General features: G+C 44.7%; 19 protein-coding genes. 4 read left to right on the forward strand and 15 right to left on the reverse strand.

Annotated elements, in window-relative coordinates; genetic code table 11:
• Positions 1 to 16: 16 nt before the first annotated feature.
• From NSQ58_RS00975 to NSQ58_RS01015, 9 genes are all read right to left on the reverse strand, one after another.
• Positions 17 to 1021: an ABC transporter ATP-binding protein gene (locus tag NSQ58_RS00975; protein ID WP_053326145.1), complete on the reverse strand. Its 1005-nt coding sequence runs from the start codon at positions 1019 to 1021 to the stop codon at positions 17 to 19.
• Positions 1018 to 1995 carry an ABC transporter ATP-binding protein gene (locus tag NSQ58_RS00980; RefSeq protein WP_341056742.1) on the reverse strand — a complete coding sequence of 326 codons (978 nt, stop codon included), beginning with the start codon at positions 1993 to 1995 and terminating at the stop codon, positions 1018 to 1020. The genes NSQ58_RS00975 and NSQ58_RS00980 overlap by 4 nt, the downstream gene beginning before the upstream one ends.
• Before the next feature lie 23 nt (positions 1996 to 2018).
• A complete protein-coding gene (locus NSQ58_RS00985; RefSeq protein WP_023990422.1) occupies positions 2019 to 2951 on the reverse strand; it encodes an ABC transporter permease in 933 nt (310 codons plus the stop codon).
• A 17-nt stretch (positions 2952 to 2968) separates the two neighbouring features.
• Positions 2969 to 3886, reverse strand: a complete 918-nt coding sequence (locus tag NSQ58_RS00990) for an ABC transporter permease (protein ID WP_023990423.1) — start codon at positions 3884 to 3886, stop codon at positions 2969 to 2971.
• 85 nt (positions 3887 to 3971) lie between these two features.
• Positions 3972 to 5519 (reverse strand): ABC transporter substrate-binding protein, encoded by a 1548-nt coding sequence (locus tag NSQ58_RS00995; RefSeq protein ID WP_341056743.1) that lies wholly within the window; start codon positions 5517 to 5519, stop codon positions 3972 to 3974.
• Positions 5520 to 5588: 69 nt separating this feature from the next.
• Positions 5589 to 6773 carry a M20 metallopeptidase family protein gene (locus NSQ58_RS01000; RefSeq protein WP_341056744.1) on the reverse strand — a complete coding sequence of 395 codons (1185 nt, stop codon included), beginning with the start codon at positions 6771 to 6773 and terminating at the stop codon, positions 5589 to 5591.
• A gap of 48 nt (positions 6774 to 6821) precedes the next feature.
• Entirely contained in the window at positions 6822 to 7547 is a 726-nt protein-coding gene (locus NSQ58_RS01005) for a FadR/GntR family transcriptional regulator (protein WP_023990426.1), read from the reverse strand.
• A 246-nt stretch (positions 7548 to 7793) separates the two neighbouring features.
• Entirely contained in the window at positions 7794 to 7964 is a 171-nt protein-coding gene (locus NSQ58_RS01010; RefSeq protein ID WP_007432293.1) for a hypothetical protein, read from the reverse strand.
• Positions 7965 to 7983: 19 nt separating this feature from the next.
• Positions 7984 to 8178 (reverse strand): H-type small acid-soluble spore protein, encoded by a 195-nt coding sequence (locus NSQ58_RS01015; protein ID WP_023990429.1) that lies wholly within the window; start codon positions 8176 to 8178, stop codon positions 7984 to 7986.
• 199 nt (positions 8179 to 8377) lie between these two features.
• On the opposite strand from NSQ58_RS01015, the gene NSQ58_RS01020 reads away from it, so the two are divergent.
• Positions 8378 to 9565 carry a macrolide family glycosyltransferase gene (locus tag NSQ58_RS01020; protein WP_075154800.1) on the forward strand — a complete coding sequence of 396 codons (1188 nt, stop codon included), beginning with the start codon at positions 8378 to 8380 and terminating at the stop codon, positions 9563 to 9565.
• Positions 9566 to 9640: 75 nt separating this feature from the next.
• Here NSQ58_RS01020 and NSQ58_RS01025 read toward each other — a convergent pair whose 3' ends face one another.
• The 5 genes from NSQ58_RS01025 to NSQ58_RS01045 all read right to left on the reverse strand — a co-directional run bounded on the left by NSQ58_RS01025 (position 9641) and on the right by NSQ58_RS01045 (position 15378).
• Positions 9641 to 11056, reverse strand: a complete 1416-nt coding sequence (locus NSQ58_RS01025) for a glycoside hydrolase family 32 protein (RefSeq protein WP_341056745.1) — start codon at positions 11054 to 11056, stop codon at positions 9641 to 9643.
• Positions 11057 to 11139: 83 nt separating this feature from the next.
• The gene (locus NSQ58_RS01030) at positions 11140 to 11967 is read right to left on the reverse strand and encodes a carbohydrate ABC transporter permease (protein ID WP_075154802.1); all 828 of its coding nucleotides are present in this window, start codon (positions 11965 to 11967) and stop codon (positions 11140 to 11142) included.
• The gene (locus tag NSQ58_RS01035) at positions 11967 to 12851 is read right to left on the reverse strand and encodes a carbohydrate ABC transporter permease (protein WP_028541756.1); all 885 of its coding nucleotides are present in this window, start codon (positions 12849 to 12851) and stop codon (positions 11967 to 11969) included. Before NSQ58_RS01035 ends, NSQ58_RS01030 begins: the two co-directional genes overlap by 1 nt.
• Positions 12852 to 12910: 59 nt before the next feature.
• A complete protein-coding gene (locus tag NSQ58_RS01040) occupies positions 12911 to 14236 on the reverse strand; it encodes an ABC transporter substrate-binding protein (protein ID WP_023990434.1) in 1326 nt (441 codons plus the stop codon).
• Positions 14237 to 14400: 164 nt separating this feature from the next.
• On the reverse strand, positions 14401 to 15378 hold the full coding sequence (locus tag NSQ58_RS01045; protein ID WP_023990435.1) for a LacI family DNA-binding transcriptional regulator: 978 nt from the start codon (positions 15376 to 15378) through the stop codon (positions 14401 to 14403).
• 500 nt (positions 15379 to 15878) lie between these two features.
• On the opposite strand from NSQ58_RS01045, the gene bglS reads away from it, so the two are divergent.
• Positions 15879 to 16592, forward strand: a complete 714-nt coding sequence (bglS, locus tag NSQ58_RS01050; RefSeq protein WP_028541754.1) for a beta-glucanase — start codon at positions 15879 to 15881, stop codon at positions 16590 to 16592.
• 768 nt (positions 16593 to 17360) lie between these two features.
• Positions 17361 to 20210, forward strand: a complete 2850-nt coding sequence (locus tag NSQ58_RS01055; protein ID WP_341056747.1) for an alpha-amylase family glycosyl hydrolase — start codon at positions 17361 to 17363, stop codon at positions 20208 to 20210.
• An 848-nt stretch (positions 20211 to 21058) separates the two neighbouring features.
• On the opposite strand, the gene NSQ58_RS01060 is transcribed toward NSQ58_RS01055, so the two are convergent.
• The gene (locus tag NSQ58_RS01060) at positions 21059 to 21460 is read right to left on the reverse strand and encodes a VOC family protein (protein WP_028541752.1); all 402 of its coding nucleotides are present in this window, start codon (positions 21458 to 21460) and stop codon (positions 21059 to 21061) included.
• Positions 21461 to 22760: 1300 nt separating this feature from the next.
• Between NSQ58_RS01060 and mprF the strand changes: the two genes are divergently transcribed.
• A complete protein-coding gene (gene mprF / locus NSQ58_RS01065) occupies positions 22761 to 25406 on the forward strand; it encodes a bifunctional lysylphosphatidylglycerol flippase/synthetase MprF (RefSeq protein ID WP_341056748.1) in 2646 nt (881 codons plus the stop codon).

Below are 25406 nucleotides of genomic sequence, written 5' to 3' on the forward strand. Positions count from 1 at the left end.
ACTTCCAAAAGTTCATCTATTCGTGAGCCACCTGCTCATGCAGGGGAAAATGACAGGCAGCAATATGTCCTGGAGTATGCTCTTCGAGCAATGGACTCTGTAGTCGGCATATCTCTTGTGCATAGGGGCAACGCGTGTGAAAAGTACAGCCCGAAGGCGGATTGGCAGGATTGGGGATTTCCCCCGTCAATGTGATCCGTTCTTTACGCAGCCTCGGATCAGGAACAGGCACTGCCTCAAGCAATGCTTTTGTATACGGATGTTGCGGTCTTGCAAACAACTCGTCACGATCTGCAAGCTCCACGATTTTGCCCAAGTACATCACCGCGATGCGGTCGCTAATATGCTTGACGGAGGGCAACCCGTGGGCAATAAAAATGTAGGTAAGCTGGAACTGCTGCTGAAGCTCCTTTAACAAATTCAAAATCTGAGCCTGAATTGACACATCCAGCGCGGATACAGGTTCATCACAAACAATGAGCTTCGGTTTCATAGCCAGTGCTCTCGCTATGCCAATCCGTTGACGCTGCCCGCCACTGAATTCATGGGGATGCCGATCCGCTAAATGCGCGCCTAACCCTACCGTTTCCAACAGTCGAAAAACTTCAGCTTTAAGCTCCTTGCCTCTAGCAATCCCGTGTACCTGCAGCGGTTCCGCGACGATATCAAAAACCTTCATTCTTGGATTTAAAGAGGAATACGGGTCTTGAAATACAAATTGCAAATCTCGTCTGACTTTGCGGACTTCTTCGTCTGTTAAATCAGACAGGCTTTGCCCTTGAAAACGAATTTCGCCTGCCGTGGGTTCTAGCAGTTGTGTAATCATTTGTCCTGTTGTTGATTTGCCACACCCCGATTCCCCTACAATACCTAAGGTTTCTCCTGGCATCACCTTAAAGCTCAAATCATCAACCGCCCGTACATAACCGCTCTTTCTGGAAAACCAGCCCTTGTTCATCGGAAAATATTTCTTAAGCCCATTCACTTCGAGAAGCGGTGTTTTCTGTGCTGTCTCGTTCATACTGACACCTCCTCCATCCGCAAACATCTGACATAGTGTCCTGGATTCTTGGCCTGTATTTCAGGATGAATCCTTGTGCACTGTTCCTGGGCATAAGGACAGCGGGGATGAAATGGACAACCATTCGGCATCTGCATCATATTAGGAACGGTACCGGGAATCGAATCCAGCCATTCCCTCTGTTCCGTAAGCTTAGGGAGTGATCCTAGCAGTCCGATCGTATAGGGATGGCCCGGCTTTTCGAACAATTCAAATACGTCCGCTTCCTCGACTACTTCCCCGGCATACATCACGACTACCCGGTCAGCCATTTCCGCGACGACACCTAAATCGTGGGTAATAAGAATGATGCCTGTATTCTCTTCCTTGCTCAGCTTGTGGATTAAATTCAAAATTTGAGCCTGTATCGTTACATCCAGGGCCGTCGTCGGCTCATCAGCGATGAGCAGTTTTGGCTGGCAGGCCAAGGCCATTGCGATCATCACCCGCTGACGCATTCCTCCCGACAACTGATGTGGGAAATAACCTACCACTTTCGACGCGCCAGGTATACCTACCCTTTCCAGCATCTCTATACTTTTCTGCCGTGCTTCGGGTTTGCTCAGCTTCTGATGCTGCCGGATGACCTCACTGATTTGGTTGCCAATCGTAAATACAGGATTCAACGAACTCATTGGCTCCTGAAAAATCATGGATACCTCGTTTCCCCGATATTTGCGCATTTCTCCCTTGGACAATTGGAGCAAGTCTCGTCCTTCAAGCAGAATCTCCCCGCCCACGACTTTACCTGGTGCTGCCACTAAACCCATAATAGACAAGGAGGTTACACTTTTACCAGAACCGGATTCTCCAACAATAGCTACTGTTTCGCCTGGATTCACAGTGAAGCTGACACCGTTGACCGAAGGAACGATGCCATCCTCCGTTTTAAAGTAGGTTTTCAAATGATTCACTTCAAGCAATCTCGTGGTCATCTTTTCCGATCCCCCGCTTTCTGTTATTCTTTCGCTTTCATATGGGGATCTAAGACGTCGCGAAGCCAGTCACCGAGAAAAATGACGCCCAGGACTGTGATGGTAATCGCCAGACCGGGAAACGTTGCCACCCACCAGCTCGTGGCTATATACTGCCTCCCATCGCTCAGCATGCCACCCCAGGACACTGCTGGCGGTGTAATCCCTAACCCGAGAAAACTAAGAGAAGCTTCCATAATAATCGTCGTTGCTACATTCATACCGGAAATGACGATAAACGAAGACAGGACATTTGGTAAAATGTGCTTCAACAAAATCCTACTATTTTTAGAGCCAATCGCCTTGGCTGCTTTAACAAAGTCTCGTTCCTTGATACTCAATACCTCGCCCCGGACAACTCTCGTATAAGAAACCCAATTTGTAACGCCAATGACGAAAATGAGCGTGGTCATGCCAGGCCCTACCACGGCCAAGACAACCAGCATCAGTAGAATAGCCGGAATAGCCAAAAAGGCGTCGGCAACTCTCATTATGGTGGCATCCACCCATTTACCATAAAACCCGGCGAGGAGGCCGAGGATTGCGCCAATGGTGCCTGAGACCAGAACTGCACCAATACCGACGATAAGCGAAACTCTCGCTCCATATACGATACGACTCCACATATCTCGTCCTAGGTTATCTGTACCAAGCCAATGTTTCGGCAATCCACCATCCAGCCACATAGGCGGCTTCAGACGGTTAAGCGGGTCAATTTCCGCAGGATTGTGACTGGCCAGCATAGGGGCACATAATGCCGTTAAACTAACGAGCAGTAAGATTACTGCGCCGACCGTTCCGGTTTTACTTCGTAATAGTTGCTTCCATATACGTCCGATACCGGACGGTTGTGTCTGCTTTTTGCCATCCAGGTTTAGATCTGGACCAAGGGCTTGTACATCATGAATGCCTGCCACGCTTCCCCCTCCCCTCTCTAGTTGTATTTAATCCTTGGATCAAGCAGTCGGTAAACGACATCGGTTAAAATATTGCTGACCACCACAATAAAGGCAATCACAAATACAGCAGCCTGAACGATAGCCATGTCGTGCGTATTCACAGCGACGACAAGTAACTGTCCCAAACCCGGCCATGCAAATACCGTCTCTGTAATCAGTGTACCGCCGATCAAGCTCGTAAATTGCAAGCTCATAATTGTAACGACCGGAATCAATCCATTACGGAAAGCGTGTTTTCCGATAACCACGATTTCTAGAATCCCTTTACTTCGGGCTGTTCGAATATAGTCCTGATTCAAAATGTCCAGCATACTGGAGCGAATGAGTCGGGTCATCTGTGCAGAAAGGCCGACACCCAGTGTAAAGGCCGGGAGTATTAAATGATCCATCCCGCCCCGGCCGGACACCGGAAGCATCCCTAACATGACGGAAAATAATAAGATGAGCATAATCCCCATCCAAAAGTTAGGCATGGCCTTGCCGACTACGGATAAACTGGAAATGATTAAATCGGTAAAGGTATTCCGTTTGACTGCTGAGATGACGCCCAACGGCACAGCAATGATGACCGCAAAAATCATGGCGGCTACTGCCAATTCAAAACTGGCAGGCAGCCGTTCCAATACTAACGGCAAAGCCGATTCACCATAGCGAAACGAGGTACCAAAATCTCCCTGTAAGGCACTGCCAATAAATTTAATGTATTGCGTATATAAGGGCTGATCTAGCCCCAGCGCCTGCGTTAACACTGCACGATCCTCAGCTGTAGCGGTCTCCGGCAGCATAAGGGCCACAGGGTCCCCGGTTACCCTCACCAGAATGAATACAATAAGGGAGACAATCAACAGTACAGGGATAACCTGAAGCAGTGATTTAGCGATATACGTTTTCAATCTGTCACCTCCGTAACCAGCAGGCTTTTTTTAAAAGGACGGGCAGGAACCTTCATTGAGGTCCCCGCCCGTTCATTTCTCATCTTTATTTAGCAGGTGTAATATCCTCTGCATAGAACATTTCATCGCTTCTCGGTTGGAAGTTCACACCGTTACCGGTGCCATAAATCCCTTCCATTTGGAACAAATATACGGCTGGACGATCTTCAGCCAAAATCTGTTGCACTTGCTGATACTCTTTTTCACGCGAGGCTGTATCCAAATTCGTCAGCGCATGCTGCAGCAGCTTCTCTACCTTCGGATTGTTATAATCCGTTTCGCCTTTTGCCTCTTCTACCAGATAGCGATTATAGTTGTTGGAAGCATCAAATAGAGAATTACCAATGCCGATCATAAACATTTCTTTGAAAGATTTGGAACTGTAACGCTCACTGAAAGCACTTGGCTCCAGCACGTCCAATTTAATGTTGAATCCTTCTTTATTTAACATCGCGGCTACGACCTCGGCATACTCTTTGTATATTGAGGATACTGAAAGGGTCAATGTCGGGCCTGCGCCAGCATAACCGGCCTGCTTCAGCAGTTCCTTAGCTTTAGCCGGATCATATAATGTTTTCTCATATAAGGAAGGATCGGCACCAAAGTTGCCTGGTGTAACGGAAGTACGGGTTACAATCCCAGCACCGCCTGCGATGCTGTCTACGATTCCTTTTTTATCAATCGCGAGATCTATCGCTTCTCTCACTTTGGAGTCAGCCGTAACACTGCCCTGACTTTGACGTAAAATCAATTGCAGCACACGCTGGATCGGAGCCTTGACGATTTTCTTACCCTCTTCGCCTTGAACACGTTCTATATCCGTGGAAGGGATACCAGATGCAATGTCAATCGAGCCTGCGAGCAGTTCAGATACACGCGTAGAGGCTTCTGGAATGGAGCGGAAGACAACTTGATCCCATTTGGGCTGACCTTCGTAATACTTATCGTTTTTAACGAGTACCACCCGGTCATCCTTGATCCATTGGCTAAATTTATAAGGGCCTGTACCTATCGGATTCTTAAGGAATGCCTCTATCCCATTTTTCTCAATATACTTGGAAGGTAAGATGCCAGCTCCCATTTTGGATAAACGATTCAACAGCAACGGATCAGGTCCATCGGTGATGATGTCTGCCGTATGTTCATCTACCACTTTCACTTCTTTGATATTTTTAAAGTAGGAATTTTGTTTGAGTGTGTTATCCTTTGCCACTCTTTCTATCGTGTACTTCACATCTTGGGCTGTGAATGGATCACCGTTATGGAAGGTTACCCCTTCGCGCAGATGAAAACGCCAAGTGGTATCATCTACCTTTTCCCAGGAAGTAGCGAGTCCAGGTACTTTCTTTTGCTGACTATCATTTTTCAATAAGTAGTCAAATACGTTAACCAGAACAGCTTCACTCGCCGTATTGTTATTGTTATGTGGATCAAAACTTTCAATATCCGTAGCATTAGCAATTGTCAGTACTTTACTGTCGGTCGATGTTGCGCTGTCTTTACTATCGCCTGTGGATTGGGTACCGCAGCCTGCCAGGATCATCGCAGCAATCAGTAACGTAATCCCGCCTCTAAACCACTTATGTCTATTCATCTTGTTCACTCCACTCCATTAAGGTTGTATATTGCCACACAGCTGCATTTGAGCGTCTTAATCCCAATTTTATGTTGTCTTCAAAAAATTCAGCGCGGTGGCCGACATCATGGCTACCCCATAAGGCAGTACCATTTCATCTAAATCAAATCTGGGATGATGTAATGGATAGCTAGTATCTTCATCACCTCTCCCACATCCCAGCCGGAAAAACACGCCGGGTACCTGCTCACAATAAAAAGCGAAATCCTCCCCGCCTGTTGACGGTTTGATGTAGTCCCACTCCTTGGAGCCAAACAATTGCTCACTCGTTTCCGTCATCAGATCGACCATATCCGGGTCGTTCTGCACAACCGGGTAGCCCTGCTGATAACTCAGCTCATATCCAGCCCCGAACGACTCACACACCCCACGGACCACCTGTTCGATCAGCTCAGGCATCCGGTTACGCAGTTCCGCAGATAGGGTACGCACGGTACCGATCATCTCTACTTCCGGTGCAATGGCCGCTCCCATATACCCGCCACTAATTTTGCCAATCGTAATGACCATGGTTTCAAGGGGATCAACCATACGACTTGGAATGTTTTGCAGGGCAGAAATAACCTGCGCGGACACGGCAATGGCGTCTATTCCCTCATGTGGACGGGCAGCATGACCGCCTTTGCCTAGAATCTTAATGGTTAAGCTATCTGCCGATGCAAAAGCGACCCCTTTGCTGACCCCCAGTGTTCCTGTCTTCAGACCCGGGAACATATGTAGTCCTGCCATCGCATCCACTTTTGGATTCTCCAATACACCGTCATCGATCATAGCCTTGGCCCCTGCCAAACCTTCTTCAGCCGGCTGAAAGACAAATTTGATATTTCCTCTTTCTGGTCGCTCCAAATGAGCAAGTAACTGTGCAGTTCCCATCAGTATGGCTGTATGGGCATCATGCCCACATAAATGGGCCTTACCTGGGATCTCCGAACGATAGGGGACCGTTTTTTGATCCTGAATCGGTAATGCATCCATATCTGCCCTTAGACCGATGGTAGGCCCTGGGCTTTTTCCCCGTAACAGAGCCACAACCCCGGTTTTCCCTACCTGGGTTGTCACCTCCAACCCGAGACTACGCAAGTGCTCGGCTACAATGCCCGATGTTCGAATCTCTTCATAACCCGTTTCAGGATGGCGATGAAAATCCCTTCGCCATGTGATCAATTGCTCTTGAAGTGGTCTAGATAAAGCCAAAAGCTCGTGTATGTTCATGTTTTCACCCTCCCCACTCGAATCGCATTCTTTTTCTGTATGATATCGTTAGCCTTTTGCAACCACTCTTGCATAAATGGCATCTGCGGAATGTCCGATATGATGCTTCATCATTTCCCGCGACTTCTCAGCATCTCGTGCCCGAAGTGCACTCAAAATTTCTGTATGGACGTCGTAATTCACCGTCCGAATCTGATCATCATAGGGCATGAGATCAAGTGCCGGGTTAATCTTGGTACGAATCTGCCTAACCGCATCTTCACAAAATGGATTGCCAGATGCTTTGGCAATGGCCAGATGGAATTTAACATCCAAGGCCCGAAACCATTCTCGGGTACAGTCCGCTTCAATACTCTGTTCCAGGTAATGCTGAAGCAGGTCCAGTTCATCCGTGGTGATCCGCGCAGCCGCTAAAAAAGCACCCTCTGGCTCCACAATCATCCGATATTCAAAGACCTTCAGCATGTGCTCCCAATCTTTTGCAATTTCTTCCCGGGTACGTTTATGAGAGTTTGCTGTCACTGGAAGAACAAAGGTCCCTCCCTTGGCACCTACTCTCTTTTCAATGAGTCCCTTGGATTCCAATTGAGATAACGCCTCACGAACTGTAATTCTACTGGCATTAAATATTTCTGCGAGTTCCCGTTCTGTCGGTAGTTGCTCCTCGCTAAGCAATTCCTTTAAAATAATAGCCTCTTCCAACTGCTCTCTAATAAAATCACTCACTTTTTTAGCTGATACTTTTTCAAAGCGCAGAGGAGTTTGGATTAACATATGAACACTCCGATCATAAATCTTTAAGGTCTAAACCTTATACCATTGTAAAAAACAAAAAAATATAAATCTGTTGTTATCATAATACCTAGTAAACCTATATGCAATACTTTTTTAAAAATATTTATGATGCTTTCGAAACAATAAAAAGAAGCAGCCCCTTACAGAGCTGCTAAATCTTTGGTTATCCTTATGCATCATATAAAAAGCACGCAACAGGTTATCCTGTGCGCGCTCGGTCATTCTCTATTTCTCCTCCAACTCATCCGGTACATCGTATTTATTGATATGTGAGGTCATTGCTGCAACTGCTTCGCTGGCATCCGTCGTGGCCGGCACTTCTCTAACCACATCATCCGTCTGGTCACGAAAATTCAAACGGTCTGCCTCGACTACTTTCTGTTGATTTGGTTTCATTTTTCATATCGCTCCTTTCTTATTCCAGTACCTGATCTCTTTCCGTTAACGTGTACAAAGGTACTTCCCGTTCCTCTTCTGGATGGTTCAGCGCATAAATGCGTGCCGTCTCACTCTGCTCGTTCACATGCTGAATATAAATGGGTAACCCATCACACAACACATTCGCCATTATGGAAGAGGACGCTATTTCTTGCGCTCTTTGAACATTCACTTAGAAAAAACCTCCCTTGCTAAGTAGAGTTCGCCTTTACTATGCACGAGTTAAATATTTGTTATACACATTTCATGCCAACATGTGTTTCACGACCTTGAAAGGATATCATTTGAAAAAATAAATATTATTGTTATTATGGATTGAGAGATTCAGTGAAAACTGCGATCTTAATTGTAGAGAAAAGGAGTAATGATGAATGTTAAACATATTAATGGTTAACTTTCCGGCAGAAGGACATGTAAACCCTACGATCGGGATGACGCAAGCCTTTGCAGCACGAGGGGACCAAGTACATTACATTACAACTGAGAAATACAAGGACAGACTCGAAGCCGTTGGAGCAACGGTTCACCTGCATACCGATCTGATCAGGACTGCTTCTATTGATTCCAGTACTCCGGCTGGGTTGAGTGCATTTATGAATATTCATATTCAGACTTCGATGGACATATTAGCAATCACTAAGCAACTGTCTGAAAGCACTGATTTTGACTTTGTATTCTATGATAGATTCGGAGCTGGCGAGTTAGTTAGAGACTATTTGAAAATCCCTGGTATTGCTTCATCCCCATCTTTTCTGATTTCAAAGAATCGGATGGCTACCAATCTCTTTCGCTCTAATGGAAAAGAGCCATTTCAACTTGATGAACAGGCCACGACCTCACTACATCTCATGAAAGAAAGATTCGGTGTTGCTCCCAAAGATATGGTTCAATTTATGAACAATACAGGGGCTCTAAACGTTGTATACACCAGCCGATATTTCCAACCAGACGCTGACAGCTTTGGTGAAGAGAATCTCTTTATTGGTCCCAGCTTCCCAGAACGCAAAGGGGAAAATTCATTTCCTTTGGACGCACTACAAGATAAAAAAGTTCTGTATATTTCGATGGGAACGGTTTTGGATCATGTTGAGGACTTTTTCAACACCTGTATTGAAGCTTTTTCCGATTTTGAAGGTATCGTCGTGATTGCAGCTGGCGAGAAAGCTGACTTTACGAAAATCAATCCAGCCCCAGAGCACTTTATCATCTCGCCCTATGTTCCCCAATTGGAGGTACTACGTCATTCAGATGTATTTATTACTCATGGTGGAATGAACAGTGTGAATGAAGGGATTCACTTTAATGTACCCTTGGTTGTACTGCCTCAGGACAAGGATCAGCCCATGGTCGCGCAGCGGTTAACAGAACTTCAGGCTGGCTATCGAATAACCAAAGACCAAATCAATGTCCAATCGTTAAGAGGTGCCGTAGATGAGGTAATGTCGAACGCGGCGTATAAAGAGGGCGTACAAAAAATAAACGATAGCTTCCAGCAATCTGGCGGTACAGAAGAAGCCCTCGCAAAAATTGATGCCTATCTTCAAAATAAGCTTGTGTAAATCACACGATTACAATTCTACAAAAAACAGGAGCCCTGACCATCAATGGTCGGGTTCCTGTTTGTCATGCATTTCCTATGTGGATATATCCCACTTCTGAAACGAAGCAATCGTACACTTTCCGCTCGCGAACGCTCGAATGCCCGTAGATTCCACTCCCGGATACACTCTTCCTGTGAGGACGTATTCACCGTCGCCGATGAATATTTCCACCGAGCTTTTATCGACAAAAACCCGAAGCTCCAGACGGCCCTCGTGTAAGTCCAAAGGCACTTTTCTCTCTCCTCCTGGGCCTATACCAGCACGTTCACGGTTGAAACGGAACAGACCGTCATCGGGACGATACGACAGTACAGTCTCCTCTTCGCTACCCACCCGCAGTTTTAAACCGAATTCATTGGTGTTACTGGCTTCGAACTCAAATACGACCTTCAGTTCGTAGCTATCTCCACGCGCGTCCATAATCTGCTCACCTGTCAGTAAGATATCCCGCTGCTCGAACAGATTGCATCGGTAATTCTTTACCTCTTCAAGCGGACGGAACAGCAGCCTGGCGCCGTCGATAACCACTTCCCGCGGAAGACTCATCGCACCAGCCCAATGGTGCCCCTGCTGGGTCGGCATCTCCGACTCCCACATATCCATCCATCCGATGACGATACGCCGCCCTTTATCATCCAAGGTTGACTGTGGGGCATAGAAATCGAATCCGTGATCCACCTGAGCATACCGCTCTGCCGTAAATGTTCCGGCAGCGGAATTGAAATCACCTATACCGTACATGGTGGAATGCAGATTGCGGTAAGCCTCCCCCTGTGCAGGCATGCGCTGCGGGGACAGCATAAATACGTGCCGACCACCGAGCGGGAACAGATCCGGGCACTCCCAATTATCGCCGAAGCGTCCGTCACTCACGGCTAGTACATTGACATACGTCCAGCTTTTCAGGTCTTCAGAACGGTAAAGCAGTACAAGTCCGTTCCCTTTCGCATCATTAGAACCGAGAACGGCGTAATATTGACCTTCGTGTCTGAACACCTTAGGGTCACGGAAGTCTTTACGGCTGATCGTGTCCGGTATGGCGTCATAACCGATGACCGGGTTGCCCTCCCACTTTTCGAACGTTACTCCGTCTTCTGATACTGCGATTCCCTGCGACTGCTTGTAATCCTGATCTTTGTCAGGCCCGGTTACAACATGTCCGGTATACATCAGGACAAGCTTCCCGTTCTGCTCAATCGCACTGCCGGAGAAGCAGCCATCCTGGTCGAACTCACCGTCCGGTGCCAAAGCGATCGGCAGATAATCCCACTTCATAAGATCGCGGCTGACTGCATGTCCCCAGTGCATCGGTCCCCATACTGATTTATACGGGTAATGCTGATAGAACAAGTGATACTGCCCGTTATATTGAATGAAGCCGTTCGGATCGTTCATCCAGCCGAATTCAGCCATTAAGTGGTAGTTCAGGCGATAATCCGGCCGAAGCATATGCTTCGATTGGGAAATAAATTGATCTGCACGCTCTCTCGTATACGCTTTAGTCTGTTTGATAAAGCATCCTTCCCCTGCAGTTATTTAATCGAACCTTGCATAACACCCTGAATAATATACTTCTGGGCGAACAGATAGATGATAATGATCGGAAATATCGTCAGTACCAAACTTGCCATCAATGGACCATAATCCACTGTATAGGTTCCATAAAAGTTGTACGTGGACAATGGAAGTGTCCTTTGCTCCGGATCGACCAGAATGAGGGAAGGCAGCAGAAAATCATTCCAGATCCACAGCACATTGAGAATGGAAATGGTGGCCGTCGTGGGCATCAGTACCGGAAACACGATCCGGAAGAATGTCTGAAACCGCGTGCATCCGTCAATTAGCGCCGCTTCCTCCAGTTCCTTTGGAATACTCTTTACAAAACCATGATAAATGAAGACGGCCAGCGAGCTGCCAAAACCGATATACATGTAAATCAGCGACCACTTACTGTTCAGCAGATCAAGAGACCCGTAGATTTTCACCAATGGAATCATGATAGCCTGGAATGGAATGATCATGGATGCAACCATCAACATAAATGTATATTGGTTGAACTTGGTGTTGTTTCTGACAAAATAATGGGCCGTCATCGCCGCGAACAGTGAGATAAACAGAACACTTAACACCGTTATGACCAATGAGTTGGTGAAGGCAGCGATGTAATTCATTTTATCGAATGCATTCATATAATTGACCATACTGAAGCTGTCTGGAAGCGATAACGGATTTGAGGTGATGGCCATGTTTTCCTTGAACGAATTGATCAGCAGAAAGACGAACGGTACGATGAACAATATGAGTATGACTGTCAACACAATGAATTTGATCACGGAGGAAGCAACTCTTTTTCTTGTCATTACGCCTCCACCTCCAACTTCTTGCTAAAATAAACCTGAAGCAGAGTGATGAGAGCAACCATCAGGAACAACACGAATGCTTCTGCCTGCCCCACACCATAATCACGGGAAAGGAATGCCTTTTCATACACATGCATCGACACCATTTGAGTACTGCTGAACGGCCCACCTTTCGTGAGCGCAAGGTTCACGTCATAGACCATAAAACCGCGCTGCAGGGACAAAAATATACATACGATGAAAGAAGGAACCATCAAGGGCAGCACCATTTTCCGCAATCTGGTCCAGCTGTTCGCCCCATCAATGCTTGCGGCCTCCATAATATCATTCGGCACACCCGTCAATCCCGCGATGTAAATGACCATCATGTAACCCGCGTTCTGCCACACGGTTACAATCACGAGTGCCCAGAACGCTTTGTCGGGATCAGCCAGCCAAGTCGTGCTGAGCGACTGTATGCTGGCATGTTGTCCCAAATAGACAAGCACGTTGTTGAATATAAACTGCCATATAAAACCGAGTACAATGCCGCCGACAAGGTTGGGCAGGAAAAATCCCGCCCGGAAAATACTCTGTCCTTTTAACCCTTTTGTCAGCACATAAGCCAGCATAAAAGCGATCACATTGATAAGAACAACGGTATAAAACACATACTTAAGCGTCAAGCCGAACGATTTCCAAAACTCAATATCTCTAAAAACAGCCAGATAGTTTTGGATGCCAACCAGCGATAGTGTGGTGGAAATACCATCCCAGTTTGTGAACGTCAGATAGATGCCGTACAAAAATGGAATGATCATTACTGTTATGAAGGCAAACAAGGTTGGTCCGGTAAACAGCAGCCGCGTCCGCAGCCGATTCCATACTCCTTTTTCCGCAATCATGATGATCCCTCTCTTTGTCCCTGATTTCTCTCTCTATTCCGGGTAATTTGAAAACAACCTTATTTTGCGGTCTTCCAGTAGTTTTCGATTTCTTTAACCAGTGTTGCGCGATCACCCTGTTTCGCCAGATACTTTTGCATGGAAGATCCTGTCTTGGACCAGTGGTCGGCAGGCAGCATGCTCATCGACTGCTCTGACTTGCCTTTTGCGATATAATCCTGGATGGACTTGCCAAGCGGATCGGCCGCAGGCAGTGTAATATTTTTGAACGCCGGGATAATGTTTGCTTGGTTCACGAGGAAATCCTGGCCTTTCGCTTCATAGACGATCCAGTTCAGGAACTTCTTCGCCGCCTCTTGCTGTTCTGGAGTAGCCTTCTCCTTGTCAATAACAATGCGCTTGGATACAGCAGACGAAATCTCCTGATTGCCGTAGTCATCGGCATTGTTGCTGATTGGTACAGGCAGAAAACCATATTCTTTGTTAGCGGTATCAAAACTGTTGATTTGCGGCCATGCCCAGTTGCCCATGAACCAAATGCCAACTTCACCTTTGCCGAGCAGTTCCGGTCCGCGTTCATAAGTTCCTGCTAGCGGAGAAGCCTGATCGATATTGTATTTCATCATGACGTCGAATGTATCCATAAGTCCGTTAAATACAGGATTATTAGCCAAGTCCGCCTGGCCCGCTTTTAGTGACGCCATGAATTTGTCCACTTCAGCCATGTCTTTGTTCTGGCCTGCATAAGCAAGAGGCAAATAATGAGCGCCCAGGGACCAGTCCATTGATGAAATCACCAGTGCTTTCTTTCCGGATGTCTCGATTTGCTGAAACAGTTTTTCAAGGTCATTTCGGGTTTTAATTGTGGTGGGATCAAAGCTTCCGCCTACCGCTTTATCTACAACGGCTTTGTTGTAAATGAATCCGTAGCCTTCAACAGCCAGTGGAAACGCGTAATTTTTACCATCAAATGTCGTAGCAGTGGTAGCGTTTTCAACAGTGTCCGCATTCCACTTTTCCCCACTTAGATCGAGGATACGGTCCTTGAATTTCTCAACATCACCTGTATCTAGCATGATCATGGTCGGCGGGTTTCCTGATGCATACAATGCGGAGGCACGCTCAAAAGGAGAACCACCAGTCGGAACCGGCTGGATTTCAACAGTAATGCCCGGATTGTCTTTCTGGAACGCCTTAGCGGCTTCCTCCAGCTGTGGAAGGATTTCGCCTTTGGAGTTCAAAAGCGTAATTTTCACATTTTTTGAATCCCCTGATCCCCCTCCAGAAGCCGAATTACCTTCTCCTCCGGAGCCACTGCATGCAGACACCACCATAACCAAAAGAAGCAGCATTACCATCCATTGAACTCTTTTGAATTTCCTCATTGTTGTCATCCCCTTATTTATATAATGGCTCTGAACACTTAAATAAAACGCTTACAAACGGATTATATGTCAAAGGTTTAACTTGTGTCAATCGTTTGACATGTTGAATTTTTAACATGTACTAAAAAAAATCTGTTCCCCTTGTTAGAGGAACAGATTTTCATTCAGGTCGTTGCACGCTCAATTAGTTCAACAGGCAGCAGATTGACAGGTTGTACCTGCTCCCCTTCCGCCTGCCTGCGGATCAGCTCGACCGCCAGTCTGCCGATGTCTGCAATCGGCTGTCTTACCGATGTAAGTTCCGGCGTCAGCCAGGAAGCAACGCTTACATCATCGAAGCCTACAATGCGCACATTCTCTGGCACATGCCTTCCAGCGCGAATATATTCTTTCAGCGCAAAAGCGGCAATAATATCACTTGTTGCGAACACTCCATCCACATCGGGATGTTCATGAACGAGTTTTGAAATGATTCGCTCGTACTCCTTCTGATCGAACACATTCAAGTCTGTTTGAACGATCACATGCTCGACACCATTCCTGCCCACGACATCCCGGAATGCTTTGGTCCGCTCATTGGACAGCATGTTCAGCTCCAGATTTCCGCAGATATGCGCAATTTTCTGGCAGCCTTTGCGAATGAGCAGCTCCGTAGCCAGCTCGCCTCCGCGATAATTATCCGAGGATATGTAAGGAATATACGGGTCGATCTGCCTATCAAACGTCACGATCGGTGAATTCAAATGTCGGTACTCTTCTACTTCTAATGTATGGCTACCCATAATGATGCCATCCACCCGGTTCCGCTTCAACATATCGATATATACTTTTTCCTTCACGGGATCCATATGTGAATTGCACAGCAGGACCTTGCAGTCATGCTGATAGGCATAATACTCGACCTGATTGGCAAGCTCACCGAAGAAAGGATGCGAGACATTGGGAATAATAAGGCCAATAATATTGGACTGCTTACGTAGCAGAGATCGTGCTATTTCATTCGGTTGATAATTAAGCTCCTCCATTGCGTCAAACACTTTTTTGCGTGTAGTTTCGCTGATATATCCTCGGTTATTCATTACACGGGATACTGTAGTGACTGACACGCCCGCTTTTAATGCTACATCATGAATTGTCGCCATATTAACCTCTTCCCGCACAAAATAAATACATACAAACTATACTCTCTCCTCATCATTTCAACAACCTTACATAACGGAAGGCCTCAAAATGGCCGTAAATGTTAGGTGACTGAACTTTGCAAATCCAAAATTAAAGGTCACAATTGCTCTAAACCATAATGATAGCAAGGCCACCTTAAAAAGGTCTTGCTATCTTTTCTTTAACCATCCTTCTTGGATTCAACTTCCCCGCCGGACGTAAAGGCTCTGGTTATCGGGGTGAGTAGCGTAGCGGCCCAGCGGTGCATTTTTAAACCACAACTTGATAAAATTTAGGTTTTTTTAAATTATGTTTCAAGCGTTAAGTTTGCTATAGTCTACGCCTCAATTTCAAGCTACAATGAAGATACCAAATATGGAAGCGTTTTATATTTTTTTCGGTAAGCCGGTCAATACTTGAAATAATGTATCATTGCCAGCCGTTTCTTTCATGTTTGGTCAATCTTTTATGGAGGTGTAAAATGAAGAAGAAATCTTGGTTTACTTTACTGGCAACTGGAATTGTCTCTCTGTTTTTTTCGGTAAGCGTTTATGCGGGGAATGTTTTTTGGGAACCACTTAATGGTTTCAATTCTGGTGCATGGCAAAAAGCGGATGGATATTCCAATGGGAACATGTTTAATTGCACTTGGCGTGCCAATAATGTCAATTTTACGAACGATGGCAAAATGAAGCTTGGCTTAACAAGTTCTGCGTACAATAAATTTGACTGCGGAGAGTATCGATCGACGAACACTTACAGATACGGCTTATACGAGGTCAGCATGAAGCCGGCTAAAAATATAGGGATCGTATCTTCCTTTTTTACGTATACGGGACCTACTGATGGCACGCAATGGGATGAAATAGATATTGAATTTTTAGGCAAAGACACGACAAAAGTGCAATTCAACTATTATACAAACGGGGTCGGTGGTCACGAGAAGATTGTAGATCTGGGCTTCGATGCATCAAAAGGCTTTCACACCTATGCTTTTGATTGGCAGCCAGGGTACATTAAGTGGTATGTTGACGGGGTTCTAAAGCATACGGCAACTACAAACATACCAAGCACGCCAGGCAAGATTATGATGAATTTATGGAATGGCACTGGCGTTGACGACTGGCTAGGTTCGTATAATGGAGCGAATCCGCTATACGCTGAATATGATTGGGTAAAATACACGAGCAATTAGCCCATAGTACCAAAAGCAGCCCTGTAGTGGCTGTTTTTTTTGATGATGCATTCGGCCATGAATAAAATCGCTGGAAATCTATTCAAAGCTGGCGATCACCGATGCGCAGCTGAATATAATCAGGTATTTAATAAATCCCCTGTTTAACCCATATGTTTGCGGATGGTTAGCATTTTCCTGCTTCAATTACTTTAAAGATACCAATACAGGAAAGGGGTCATGTAACTCCAATCGGTTTATAACTCAGGAACCAACTTTAATGAAGGGAAGTCAGACAACAAGTATTACGTTTGAAGGAATCATCCCCGGTTCAGCTTCAAGTTCAAGCTTATATTGCTGTCCATTCCACCTTAGGATACTCACGCTCGCGTTTTCTATTTTCTTTCCTGACCATATACTGCTTATTGACATCTGCTTAGCGACTCGCTTTGATACATTAACATGTGCCTTTCAAGGCTTTTTGGACGTTGGCTTCAATTATGAACAGGCTAGCTTAGGTTTGAAATATGTTCCTAGCAATTCATTGACCAGTAAAAGTATGGATGATATAATCATAAAAGGAAAAAATCATTGGTATAGAGCCATGCGTGAATGGGCTTTTCTCATAATTTCTTTTGTAAGCGCGTACAATGATTATTTTCCATATATACCACGGAGGAGGCGATCAAAGAATCCATTTTATCAAAATAAATGTCTTCTTTTTTTTTTATTTTTAATGCAACCGGTTGCATTATCTATTCCACTAAATATTATCAGGAGGTTGTTAACTTGCTAGGAAAAAAAACTGGGAGTTTTATTTCTTGGTTGATTATTTTGTCGCTTTGCTTCAACTTCTTCGGTTTACCCGGCGTAGCTTCGGCCAGTAGCACCGATTATACAGCCACCTACACGAATTCCACAGCGACTACCCTTCCCTCTACAACCGCTTCGATCACGTCTATCGTTACCGCAACGTATGCACCTACCACAATACCTAAATCAACTCAAACTGGGTTAACGGTTCACTTTAAGAAACCTTCAAGCTGGAATTCAGCGATTCGAATCCATTACTGGAATCTGAATCCGACAACCGTTCCGATAAGCGGAGCGTGGCCGGGAATCCTGATGAAGTCGGATGGAAACGACTGGTACAGCTACACCATTGCCGAGGCCACAGGCTCAAGTCTCATCTTTAATGACGGTAGCGGCAAACAGACGGCCGACTTGTCCCGCAGTGTGAAAGAGGGCTGGTATTACACAGATAACACATGGTATGATACCAGCCCGGAAATGCCTAAAATTCCGGCGATTTCCGCCTCCCCTGTACCCAAAACATATGATTCGTCCCAATCGGTGACGCTTTCCAGCACCAACAGTGACGATAAGATTTACTATACGATAGACGGCTCGACACCTACGACATCCTCGACCTTGTATACCTCTCCAATCCAAGTTGCTTCCTCTTTGACCATTAAGGCCTTCGGTGTCAACTCAATCGGTCAAACTGGAAATGCATCCTCTTTCGCTTATATGATTGACCTGAATTCAGATCTGCAAGCTCCGACAATCACAGCGAATTTGCCTACCAGACATTCCGATTCCTCTGTGACTGTATCCTTCAACCTAAATGATAACAAGGCGGCAACGACCAAGGCATACTACACGGACGATGGTACGGAACCAACCATAAGCTCGAAAGTATATATCCTGGGCAACGCTATGGCCGGATTGACCGGACCGTCCATCCTTATTTCCAAGACCACGACATTAAAATTTCTCGTTATAGACGGCGCTGGCAATCAAACCAAACAAAGCTTTGTTTATAATATTGGAAATAAAGGTGATTTTCGGGAAGATACTATTTACTTCGTGATTACTTCCCGGTTCTATGACGGTGATCCGAGCAACAACATGCACGCATGGGATGATGCCAAGGCGCGTAATCCGGATTCGGACCCAGCTTGGAGAGGGGACTTTAAGGGGCTGATTCAAAAGCTCGATTATATCAAAGCCCTCGGATTCAGCGCCGTCTGGATTACACCTGTTGTGCAGAATGCCAGCGGTTATGATTATCATGGTTACCATGCAATAAATTTCGCCAAAGTAGACCCAAGATATGAATCGGCGGGAGCTTCTTACCAGGATTTGATCAATGCGGCCCATGCCAAAGGGCTGAAGGTTATTCAAGACATCGTTGTCAATCATACCGGTAATTTCGGTGAAGAGAATCTGTACCCCATGTTCAAGAAAGATCCGGCTAAACCGGATACGGCTAACAACTTGGTGAAAACTACGGATAAGCTGCCGTCAAACTATGATTCTATGACACCCGATCAGCAGTATCAGGCAAGGCTCACTTTAATGAAGAACGCGGAAACGAACAATAACATTTACCATACAGAGAAAAGCCTCTCCTGGGAATCCTATACTGTCCAAACTGGTCAGATAGCGGGAGATTGCGTGGATTTGAACACGGAAAACCCTGCAGTTAACGAATATTTAATTGATACCTACAATCACTATATAGACATGGGTGTTGACGCTTTCCGTGTCGATACGGTGAAGCATGTGAGCCGGTATATTTTCAATAAATACTATATTCCTGCCTGGAAGACAAGAGGCGGCTCGGATTTCTATATTTTTGGAGAAGTAGCCACCCGTTACAGAGATGTCTGGAACAGTGGAATTCCGGCGATCTCGACGCCATTCTATACTTGGAAAAGCTCGAAATCGTATCCGGGCGATGGAAAGAATGATTACGCCTCCAATAAAGTGTCGGTTGAACAAGAGTGGGCGGACAACTCTACTACAGCAGGACAGCCAACCTCGAACAATGCTCTCTTAAACGGAAATACCTATCATACGCCTGACTATTCAATGAAATCGGGCATGGATGTGATTGATTTTCCGATGCATTGGGCATTCAAGACCGCGCAAGAAGCATTCAATATGAGAAGTGGTGATCAATACTATAATGATGCTACCTGGAATGTAACCTATATCGACTCGCATGACTATGCGCCCGACCAGGCTCCGGAAAATCAAAGATTTGCGGGCACACAGGACACTTGGGCCGAGAATCTCGATCTGATGTTCACCTTCCGCGGAATACCCGCTATCTTCTATGGTTCCGAAATCGAATTCCAAAAGGGGGCTGTCATTGATCCGGGTCCAAACGCACCGCTAAGCAAAACGGGACGGGCATATTTCGGCGATCACATGGAAGGCAATGTTACAGTACAAGATTACGGCAAATACACAAATGCTACCGGCACGCTTGCGGAATCGCTCAACCATCCTCTGGCCAAACATATCAGACAGCTTAATTTAATCAGAAGAGCTGTTCCCGCCTTGCAAAAAGGACAGTATTCCACAGAGAATGTAACGGGCAATCTGGCGTTTAAGAGAAGATATACCGACAGCGCCAAAGGCATTGACAGCTTTGCATTGGTCACGATTTCAGGAAACGCCACATTTACCGGAATTCCGAACGGAACCTATGTGGATGCGGTGACTGGTAATTCCAAAACCGTTACTGATGGCAAGATTACCCTGACATGCTCCGGCAAAGGAAACGCAAGGGTATATGTATTGAATGGCAGCGGTGGAATTGGAGAAACGGGAACCTATCTGAAGTAAGCGGCAGTATGTCTTAGTTAACTGAAGCAACCTCAGTTCGGTATTGCACCGTGCTAAGGTTGCTTCCAATTAAAAAGTATATCCAAGAGAGAGAGTCAGGATATTGCTCTGGACTAAATTTTTAACGGATGGGGAGTGAACCAAGATGCACCAACGACAGCTTCTATGTGCGTACATTCCTCCGTATATTTAATGACCAACAACCATCAAGTATTAACGGGTTCTGGCCGGTCATCCGGATATGTTCTACCGCATACAACGGTACAAGCGTTAGACCAAAAGTACCTAAAGCATATGATAATTGAGGATGTCCTTCATGAATGTATAATGCTATTGCCATAATAATGATAGGCAAAACTGTAATACAATCATTATAGTTGTTTCCTCCATTTGCATTGTATTTCACACACGTTTCTTTAACAATTTTTTCAGCTATGTGTTCGGGTCAGCAAAAGACTGAATAATCTCCTTCATACCTTCTAGAACGTTTTTTGAAGTTGTTAGACACAAATCTATTACTTCCGCAGGCCAGCTGTTAAAGTTGGCCGTGATTTTTATAACTTCTGTTCTTAAAGAAAAAGCACTTAAATTATTAGGGTCTAATCCCGCATTATTAAGCAAATGGGTCAATCCATGCACAAGTTCTACTCTTGAGCGAACGAGATTTTCAAAAGGATTGAAAATATCTAATATATCCCTTAGCTTAGGGATAGCCCAGGTGATTTGTATAAATTTAACCCACGAATTTTTCCTTCTAAGCAACGATTTTGATTTGAATTACGGATATGAGATTATAGGGGGGTGTAAAAAACGCCGGTGACCTTAAGCAGGTGACCGGCGTTTTCATATTAGCGTTTCGGCATTTTGCTCTCATCCATGTACAGCAGGTTCCAGCGGTGACCGTCCAGGTCGGCAAATCCTGCGCCGTACATCCAGCCGTCAATTTCACTCGGTTTGCCAAAGATGTTTCCTCCGGCAAACTCTACTTTTTGAATAAAGGCATCTACTTCTTCTCTGCTTTCAGCGCCAATGGAAAATATTACTTCTGCGGTATGAGAAGTATCTGCGATTTTTGAACCTGTAAATTTCTCAAACGCCGCATCCGGGAACAGCAGAATCGTTGTTTGGCCTATGGCAAGCTTGGCTCTCTCGTTACCAACGCTAGCCGCATGTAATCCAATCTCATTGAAAAAGGCAGTTGACCTCTCAACATCTTTGACCGGCAGATTAATCCATATCTCCTGTGACATGGCTGTAGCCTCCTGGAATATATTTTCAACTACTCCTACTATACTCTACTTCTGGCAGCAGAAGCGAATCTTATAAAAGAAACCGCAAGGTACGATCTAGCCAAGAATGGATTTCGCATCAAAGTAATGACTCTCTTACAACAATTCTGCACTCTTCAAGTTCTTCGGAATCCGTATCTAGGTAAAGAAGCTTACAGTCAGTTGGGTATATTGAATGCGCATGCCGATAATGGATACCCAAAGGTGTCACTGAAGCAAAATCATATATTTTCAAAGAATCTGATTTTAGGGGCATCATCGTTCTTCCCTTTAGCTTATAACTATATTTATTGGTAATAAGATTTTTTATATTCACAAAACAATAAAATATCCGAGTATCAATAAACCAAATACGATTCAGTCAAGAATATATTCAACTCTTCATGCGTAGCTAGAGCTTTCACACTGAATTCCGTCTTCTAACCGAGATGAGGGGCGCTGAAGCTTAATCATGGAGCTTGCAACTGGAGCACTTGCGTAGGAAGCCCTGTTCAACTTTAACGGTGGAGAGTCTTAGCGAAAGAATCTCCATTTCAAGTTATTACTTAGTTATACAAATTCTTTAGATTTTCTTTAGAAATATACTCATTAATTCCTTAGTTTTTTTTATTATGCTTTCTGAAAGAAAAAGAGAGAAGTTCAAAATGGTCAGTAATAACTTAATAAATCTAATTAACACTATGCCTATCTATTCTTATTTCGCCCTCTCTCTGAGTTCTTTTAGAATACAATCCCATATGAAACTACATCTAGTATCCTCGTATCTGGCCCACGGTAAGGATGAAGCGTACGTAGCCACAATAATTGAACATAAACCCGCTTGTATACTCCCATCAACAATGCCGATCGTACGGAGTTGTTCATAGAGATTGCGCTAGGTGTAATCATCACACAGTACCCCGCAGGCAGCTTATTCACAGCCACTGCTAACTGAACCAAGTAGTTTGCTTGCCAGGCGGATATGGAGGCTATACTTAACCTGCTAGTTTGTTTTGCTGACGCTATTTGTCCTAGCAACGCAGTTTGAATGAAAATGCTAACGGTTTACTGCTGGGTTCCTCCCCAAGAGTACTGATGGCTTGGGTCACGGACGAAGATCTCCTTCATTTACTGGATCTAATTAACCACCGACCCCGAAAATGTCTGGATTGGAGGACCGCTCACGAATCTTTCACAGAAGTCCTGTCGCACTTGGTTTGACAATCCGTCTTGTATTAAAAATATCGATATTATTTTGTCCGAAGGTGGAGTCGACGACACAATGAGAGAATTGCTTCGAAAGCTTAAAATTTTACAGCTATTTTTGGCTTTGTACCGTGCTAAAATTATTAGGATACTGATTCCTGTAGCTATTTTAGTCATTATCTATGTATATGGAAGACACGAAATTCAGAATATTAACTTAGCTAAAATTATTTATGAATTACGCATGATGCCCGTTCATGTCGTTATTCAATTGATCATTGCTTCTTTTATAGCGGTATCTGTAATGAGTACTTATGATTATTTAATACGAAAACAATTTAAGCTTGATATCAATTGGAAAACGACTTATCGATATGCATGGATAGCCAATACATTTAATAATATGATTGGGTTCGCTGGTCTTACCGGTCTAGGACTACGTACATTACTGTATAAGAGAAGTGGCGTTCCTATGAAAACAATGGGAGCTGCTGCACTCTTTTTATCGCCTATCGTATTAGTCGGTCTATCTTTACTTGGCTGTCTTGTACTGGTCGGTGTTTTTCCTGTTGAACCTATTTTTGAACAACTTCCTTGGCTTCGTATCGGTGTATGGGGAGTTTCATTGTACTTACCGTTCTTCCTATTAATGCAACGATCTTCCCTGTTCGCCAAATGGTTTCATAAGGGCGATGGCAAGTTACCTTGGAAAGTAGTCATCGCTTCTCTAGGTTCCTCTGTTCTAGAGTGGGCTTGTGCAGGGGCATTATTTTGGTTATTCACTTTTTATGATCTGAATCATTTACCGTTTGCCCCGGTATTCGGTGTGTATATTGTAGCAGCAATTGCAGGGATTATTAGTATGGCGCCAGGTGGTATTGGAGCATTTGATCTGATCGTGTTGCTTGGACTTCAGACATTAGGTGTTGATCCATCACGTGCACTAACGATTTTGTTATTGTTCCGCATTTTTTACTTTGTAGTTCCTTGGTTGATCGGTCTTGTGCTAGCTACGTTTGAGATGAGTCCGAACAGTAAACAAATGCGTGAAATGATTACAACTAGTCTGGACGCTTCACGTAACACATGGGTCAAATTCTGGGGCTGGCCTTCTCATTTCGGTCTACTTAGTGATCTAGGAGCATGGGCGCTTGGAAAGTTAGTATTCACCAGTGGTATCATATTACTACTTTCTGCGGCTACCCCAGGCCTAATTGCTCGCCTACGTTTTATGGAACATGTGTTATCTTTACCTATTATGCGTTTTTCAGAACAGTTATCTGTGACTATCGGTATTATGCTTATTGTCGTATCACGTGGTATTTCAATGCGTACTCGTCGCGCTTACATATGGACAGGAGCATTGTTGTTAGCAGGTGCTATCTTCACATTTGCCAAAGGGTTCGATTACGAGGAAGCTATTATTTTACTTATTGTTGCATTGGTGCTATGGATATCTCGGGCTCGATTTAACAGTGAAAGTGCTAGTATTTCTTTACGTAGTATCTGGATTTGGGCGTTCCTTGCTTTTATCTCATCGTTATCGTATTACGTTATTGGTACACATATTCATCCAGCTATTTTGCGACATCTACCAATGCGTGCTCAACAATGGTTTTTGAACCCGCATGAATATGCAGTGACGGCTCTTGTTGGATTAATCGGTGCTTTAATTTTAATGGCATCTATATTCACATTACGCCCGCATCGCTACACAGGAATACGTCCAGATGAGGCGGGTATAGAGAAATTAACTCAATTTATTGCCAAAGAAGACGGTAATCTTTTGACTCATCTTCTCTATCTAGGAGACAAAAATTTTTATTGGGCGCAAAATGATCAAATTTTAATTCCCTATTCTCGAATGCGTCACAAATTAATTGTACTTGGCGACCCAGTTGGTAATAAAAATCTTGTCTCTGCTGCGATTCAAGAATTTCAGAGGTATGCGGATCAGTATGCATTAACCGTTGTTTTTTATCAAGCAACACCTGAATATCTATCGATCTATCATGAGAATGGTTACAAATTCTTCAAACTAGGCGAAGAAGCTTTGGTTCCTCTAACTACATTCACATTAAGTGGGAAAAGTAAGCAGAACTTGCGAACTGCTAAAAATAAATCAGATCGTGAAGGTCAAATATTTGAAGTGCTTGCCCCACCCTATCATTCAGAATTACTGTCTGAATTACGTCAGATTTCGAATGAGTGGCTAGGCGATCGTAAAGAAAAAGCTTATTCTTTAGGCTGGTTCAACGAAGCGTATATTCAGCGCTCTCCCTTAACCTTGCTTCGTAATGCTGAGGGTCACATTTTGGCTTTTGCAACATTAGCTCCAGCTTATGACCAAAATAAAGTGATCTCAATTGATCTGATGCGCCATTTGAATGATACACCGAATGGAACGATGGATGTGTTATTTGTACGTATAATTGAATGGGCAAAAGAACAAGGTTATTCTTATTTCAATTTGGGTATGTCTCCTCTCTCCAGTGTGGGTGAAAATCAGAATGCGCATCGTGAAGAAAAATTAGCTCGGCTGGTGTTCCGATATGGTGGGCACTGGTATGGATTTGAGGGATTGCGCCGTTACAAGGAAAAATTCTCACCTGAATGGCAAGCAAGATATTTAGCTTATCCGGCAGGTATGACACTTCCAATGCTTACGCTGGATCTTGTCCGACTGGTATCTCGTCGTCCAGAACAAGTAGAGCTTCTTTAA

This window comes from Paenibacillus sp. FSL M7-0134 (genome assembly GCF_038007865.1).
Classification (GTDB): domain Bacteria; phylum Bacillota; class Bacilli; order Paenibacillales; family Paenibacillaceae; genus Paenibacillus; species Paenibacillus polymyxa_B.

Excerpts from the sequence above, each read along its gene's own strand:
- NSQ58_RS01025 (WP_341056745.1), bottom strand. The coding sequence starts at position 11,056 with ATGCTTCGGCCGGATTATCGCCTGAACTACCACTTAATGGCTGAATTC.
- NSQ58_RS01020 (WP_075154800.1), top strand. The coding sequence starts at position 8,378 with ATGTTAAACATATTAATGGTTAACTTTCCGGCAGAAGGACATGTAAAC.
- NSQ58_RS01030 (WP_075154802.1), bottom strand. The coding sequence starts at position 11,967 with ATGACAAGAAAAAGAGTTGCTTCCTCCGTGATCAAATTCATTGTGTTG.
- NSQ58_RS01010 (WP_007432293.1), bottom strand. The coding sequence starts at position 7,964 with ATGAAACCAAATCAACAGAAAGTAGTCGAGGCAGACCGTTTGAATTTT.
- NSQ58_RS00980 (WP_341056742.1), bottom strand. The coding sequence starts at position 1,995 with ATGACCACGAGATTGCTTGAAGTGAATCATTTGAAAACCTACTTTAAA.
- NSQ58_RS00995 (WP_341056743.1), bottom strand. The coding sequence starts at position 5,519 with ATGAATAGACATAAGTGGTTTAGAGGCGGGATTACGTTACTGATTGCT.
- NSQ58_RS01045 (WP_023990435.1), bottom strand. The coding sequence starts at position 15,378 with ATGGCGACAATTCATGATGTAGCATTAAAAGCGGGCGTGTCAGTCACT.
- bglS (WP_028541754.1), top strand. The coding sequence starts at position 15,879 with ATGAAGAAGAAATCTTGGTTTACTTTACTGGCAACTGGAATTGTCTCT.
- mprF (WP_341056748.1), top strand. The coding sequence starts at position 22,761 with ATGAGAGAATTGCTTCGAAAGCTTAAAATTTTACAGCTATTTTTGGCT.
- NSQ58_RS00975 (WP_053326145.1), bottom strand. The coding sequence starts at position 1,021 with ATGAACGAGACAGCACAGAAAACACCGCTTCTCGAAGTGAATGGGCTT.
- NSQ58_RS01040 (WP_023990434.1), bottom strand. The coding sequence starts at position 14,236 with ATGAGGAAATTCAAAAGAGTTCAATGGATGGTAATGCTGCTTCTTTTG.
- NSQ58_RS01035 (WP_028541756.1), bottom strand. The coding sequence starts at position 12,851 with ATGATTGCGGAAAAAGGAGTATGGAATCGGCTGCGGACGCGGCTGCTG.
- NSQ58_RS01060 (WP_028541752.1), bottom strand. The coding sequence starts at position 21,460 with ATGTCACAGGAGATATGGATTAATCTGCCGGTCAAAGATGTTGAGAGG.
- NSQ58_RS01005 (WP_023990426.1), bottom strand. The coding sequence starts at position 7,547 with ATGTTAATCCAAACTCCTCTGCGCTTTGAAAAAGTATCAGCTAAAAAA.
- NSQ58_RS01000 (WP_341056744.1), bottom strand. The coding sequence starts at position 6,773 with ATGAACATACACGAGCTTTTGGCTTTATCTAGACCACTTCAAGAGCAA.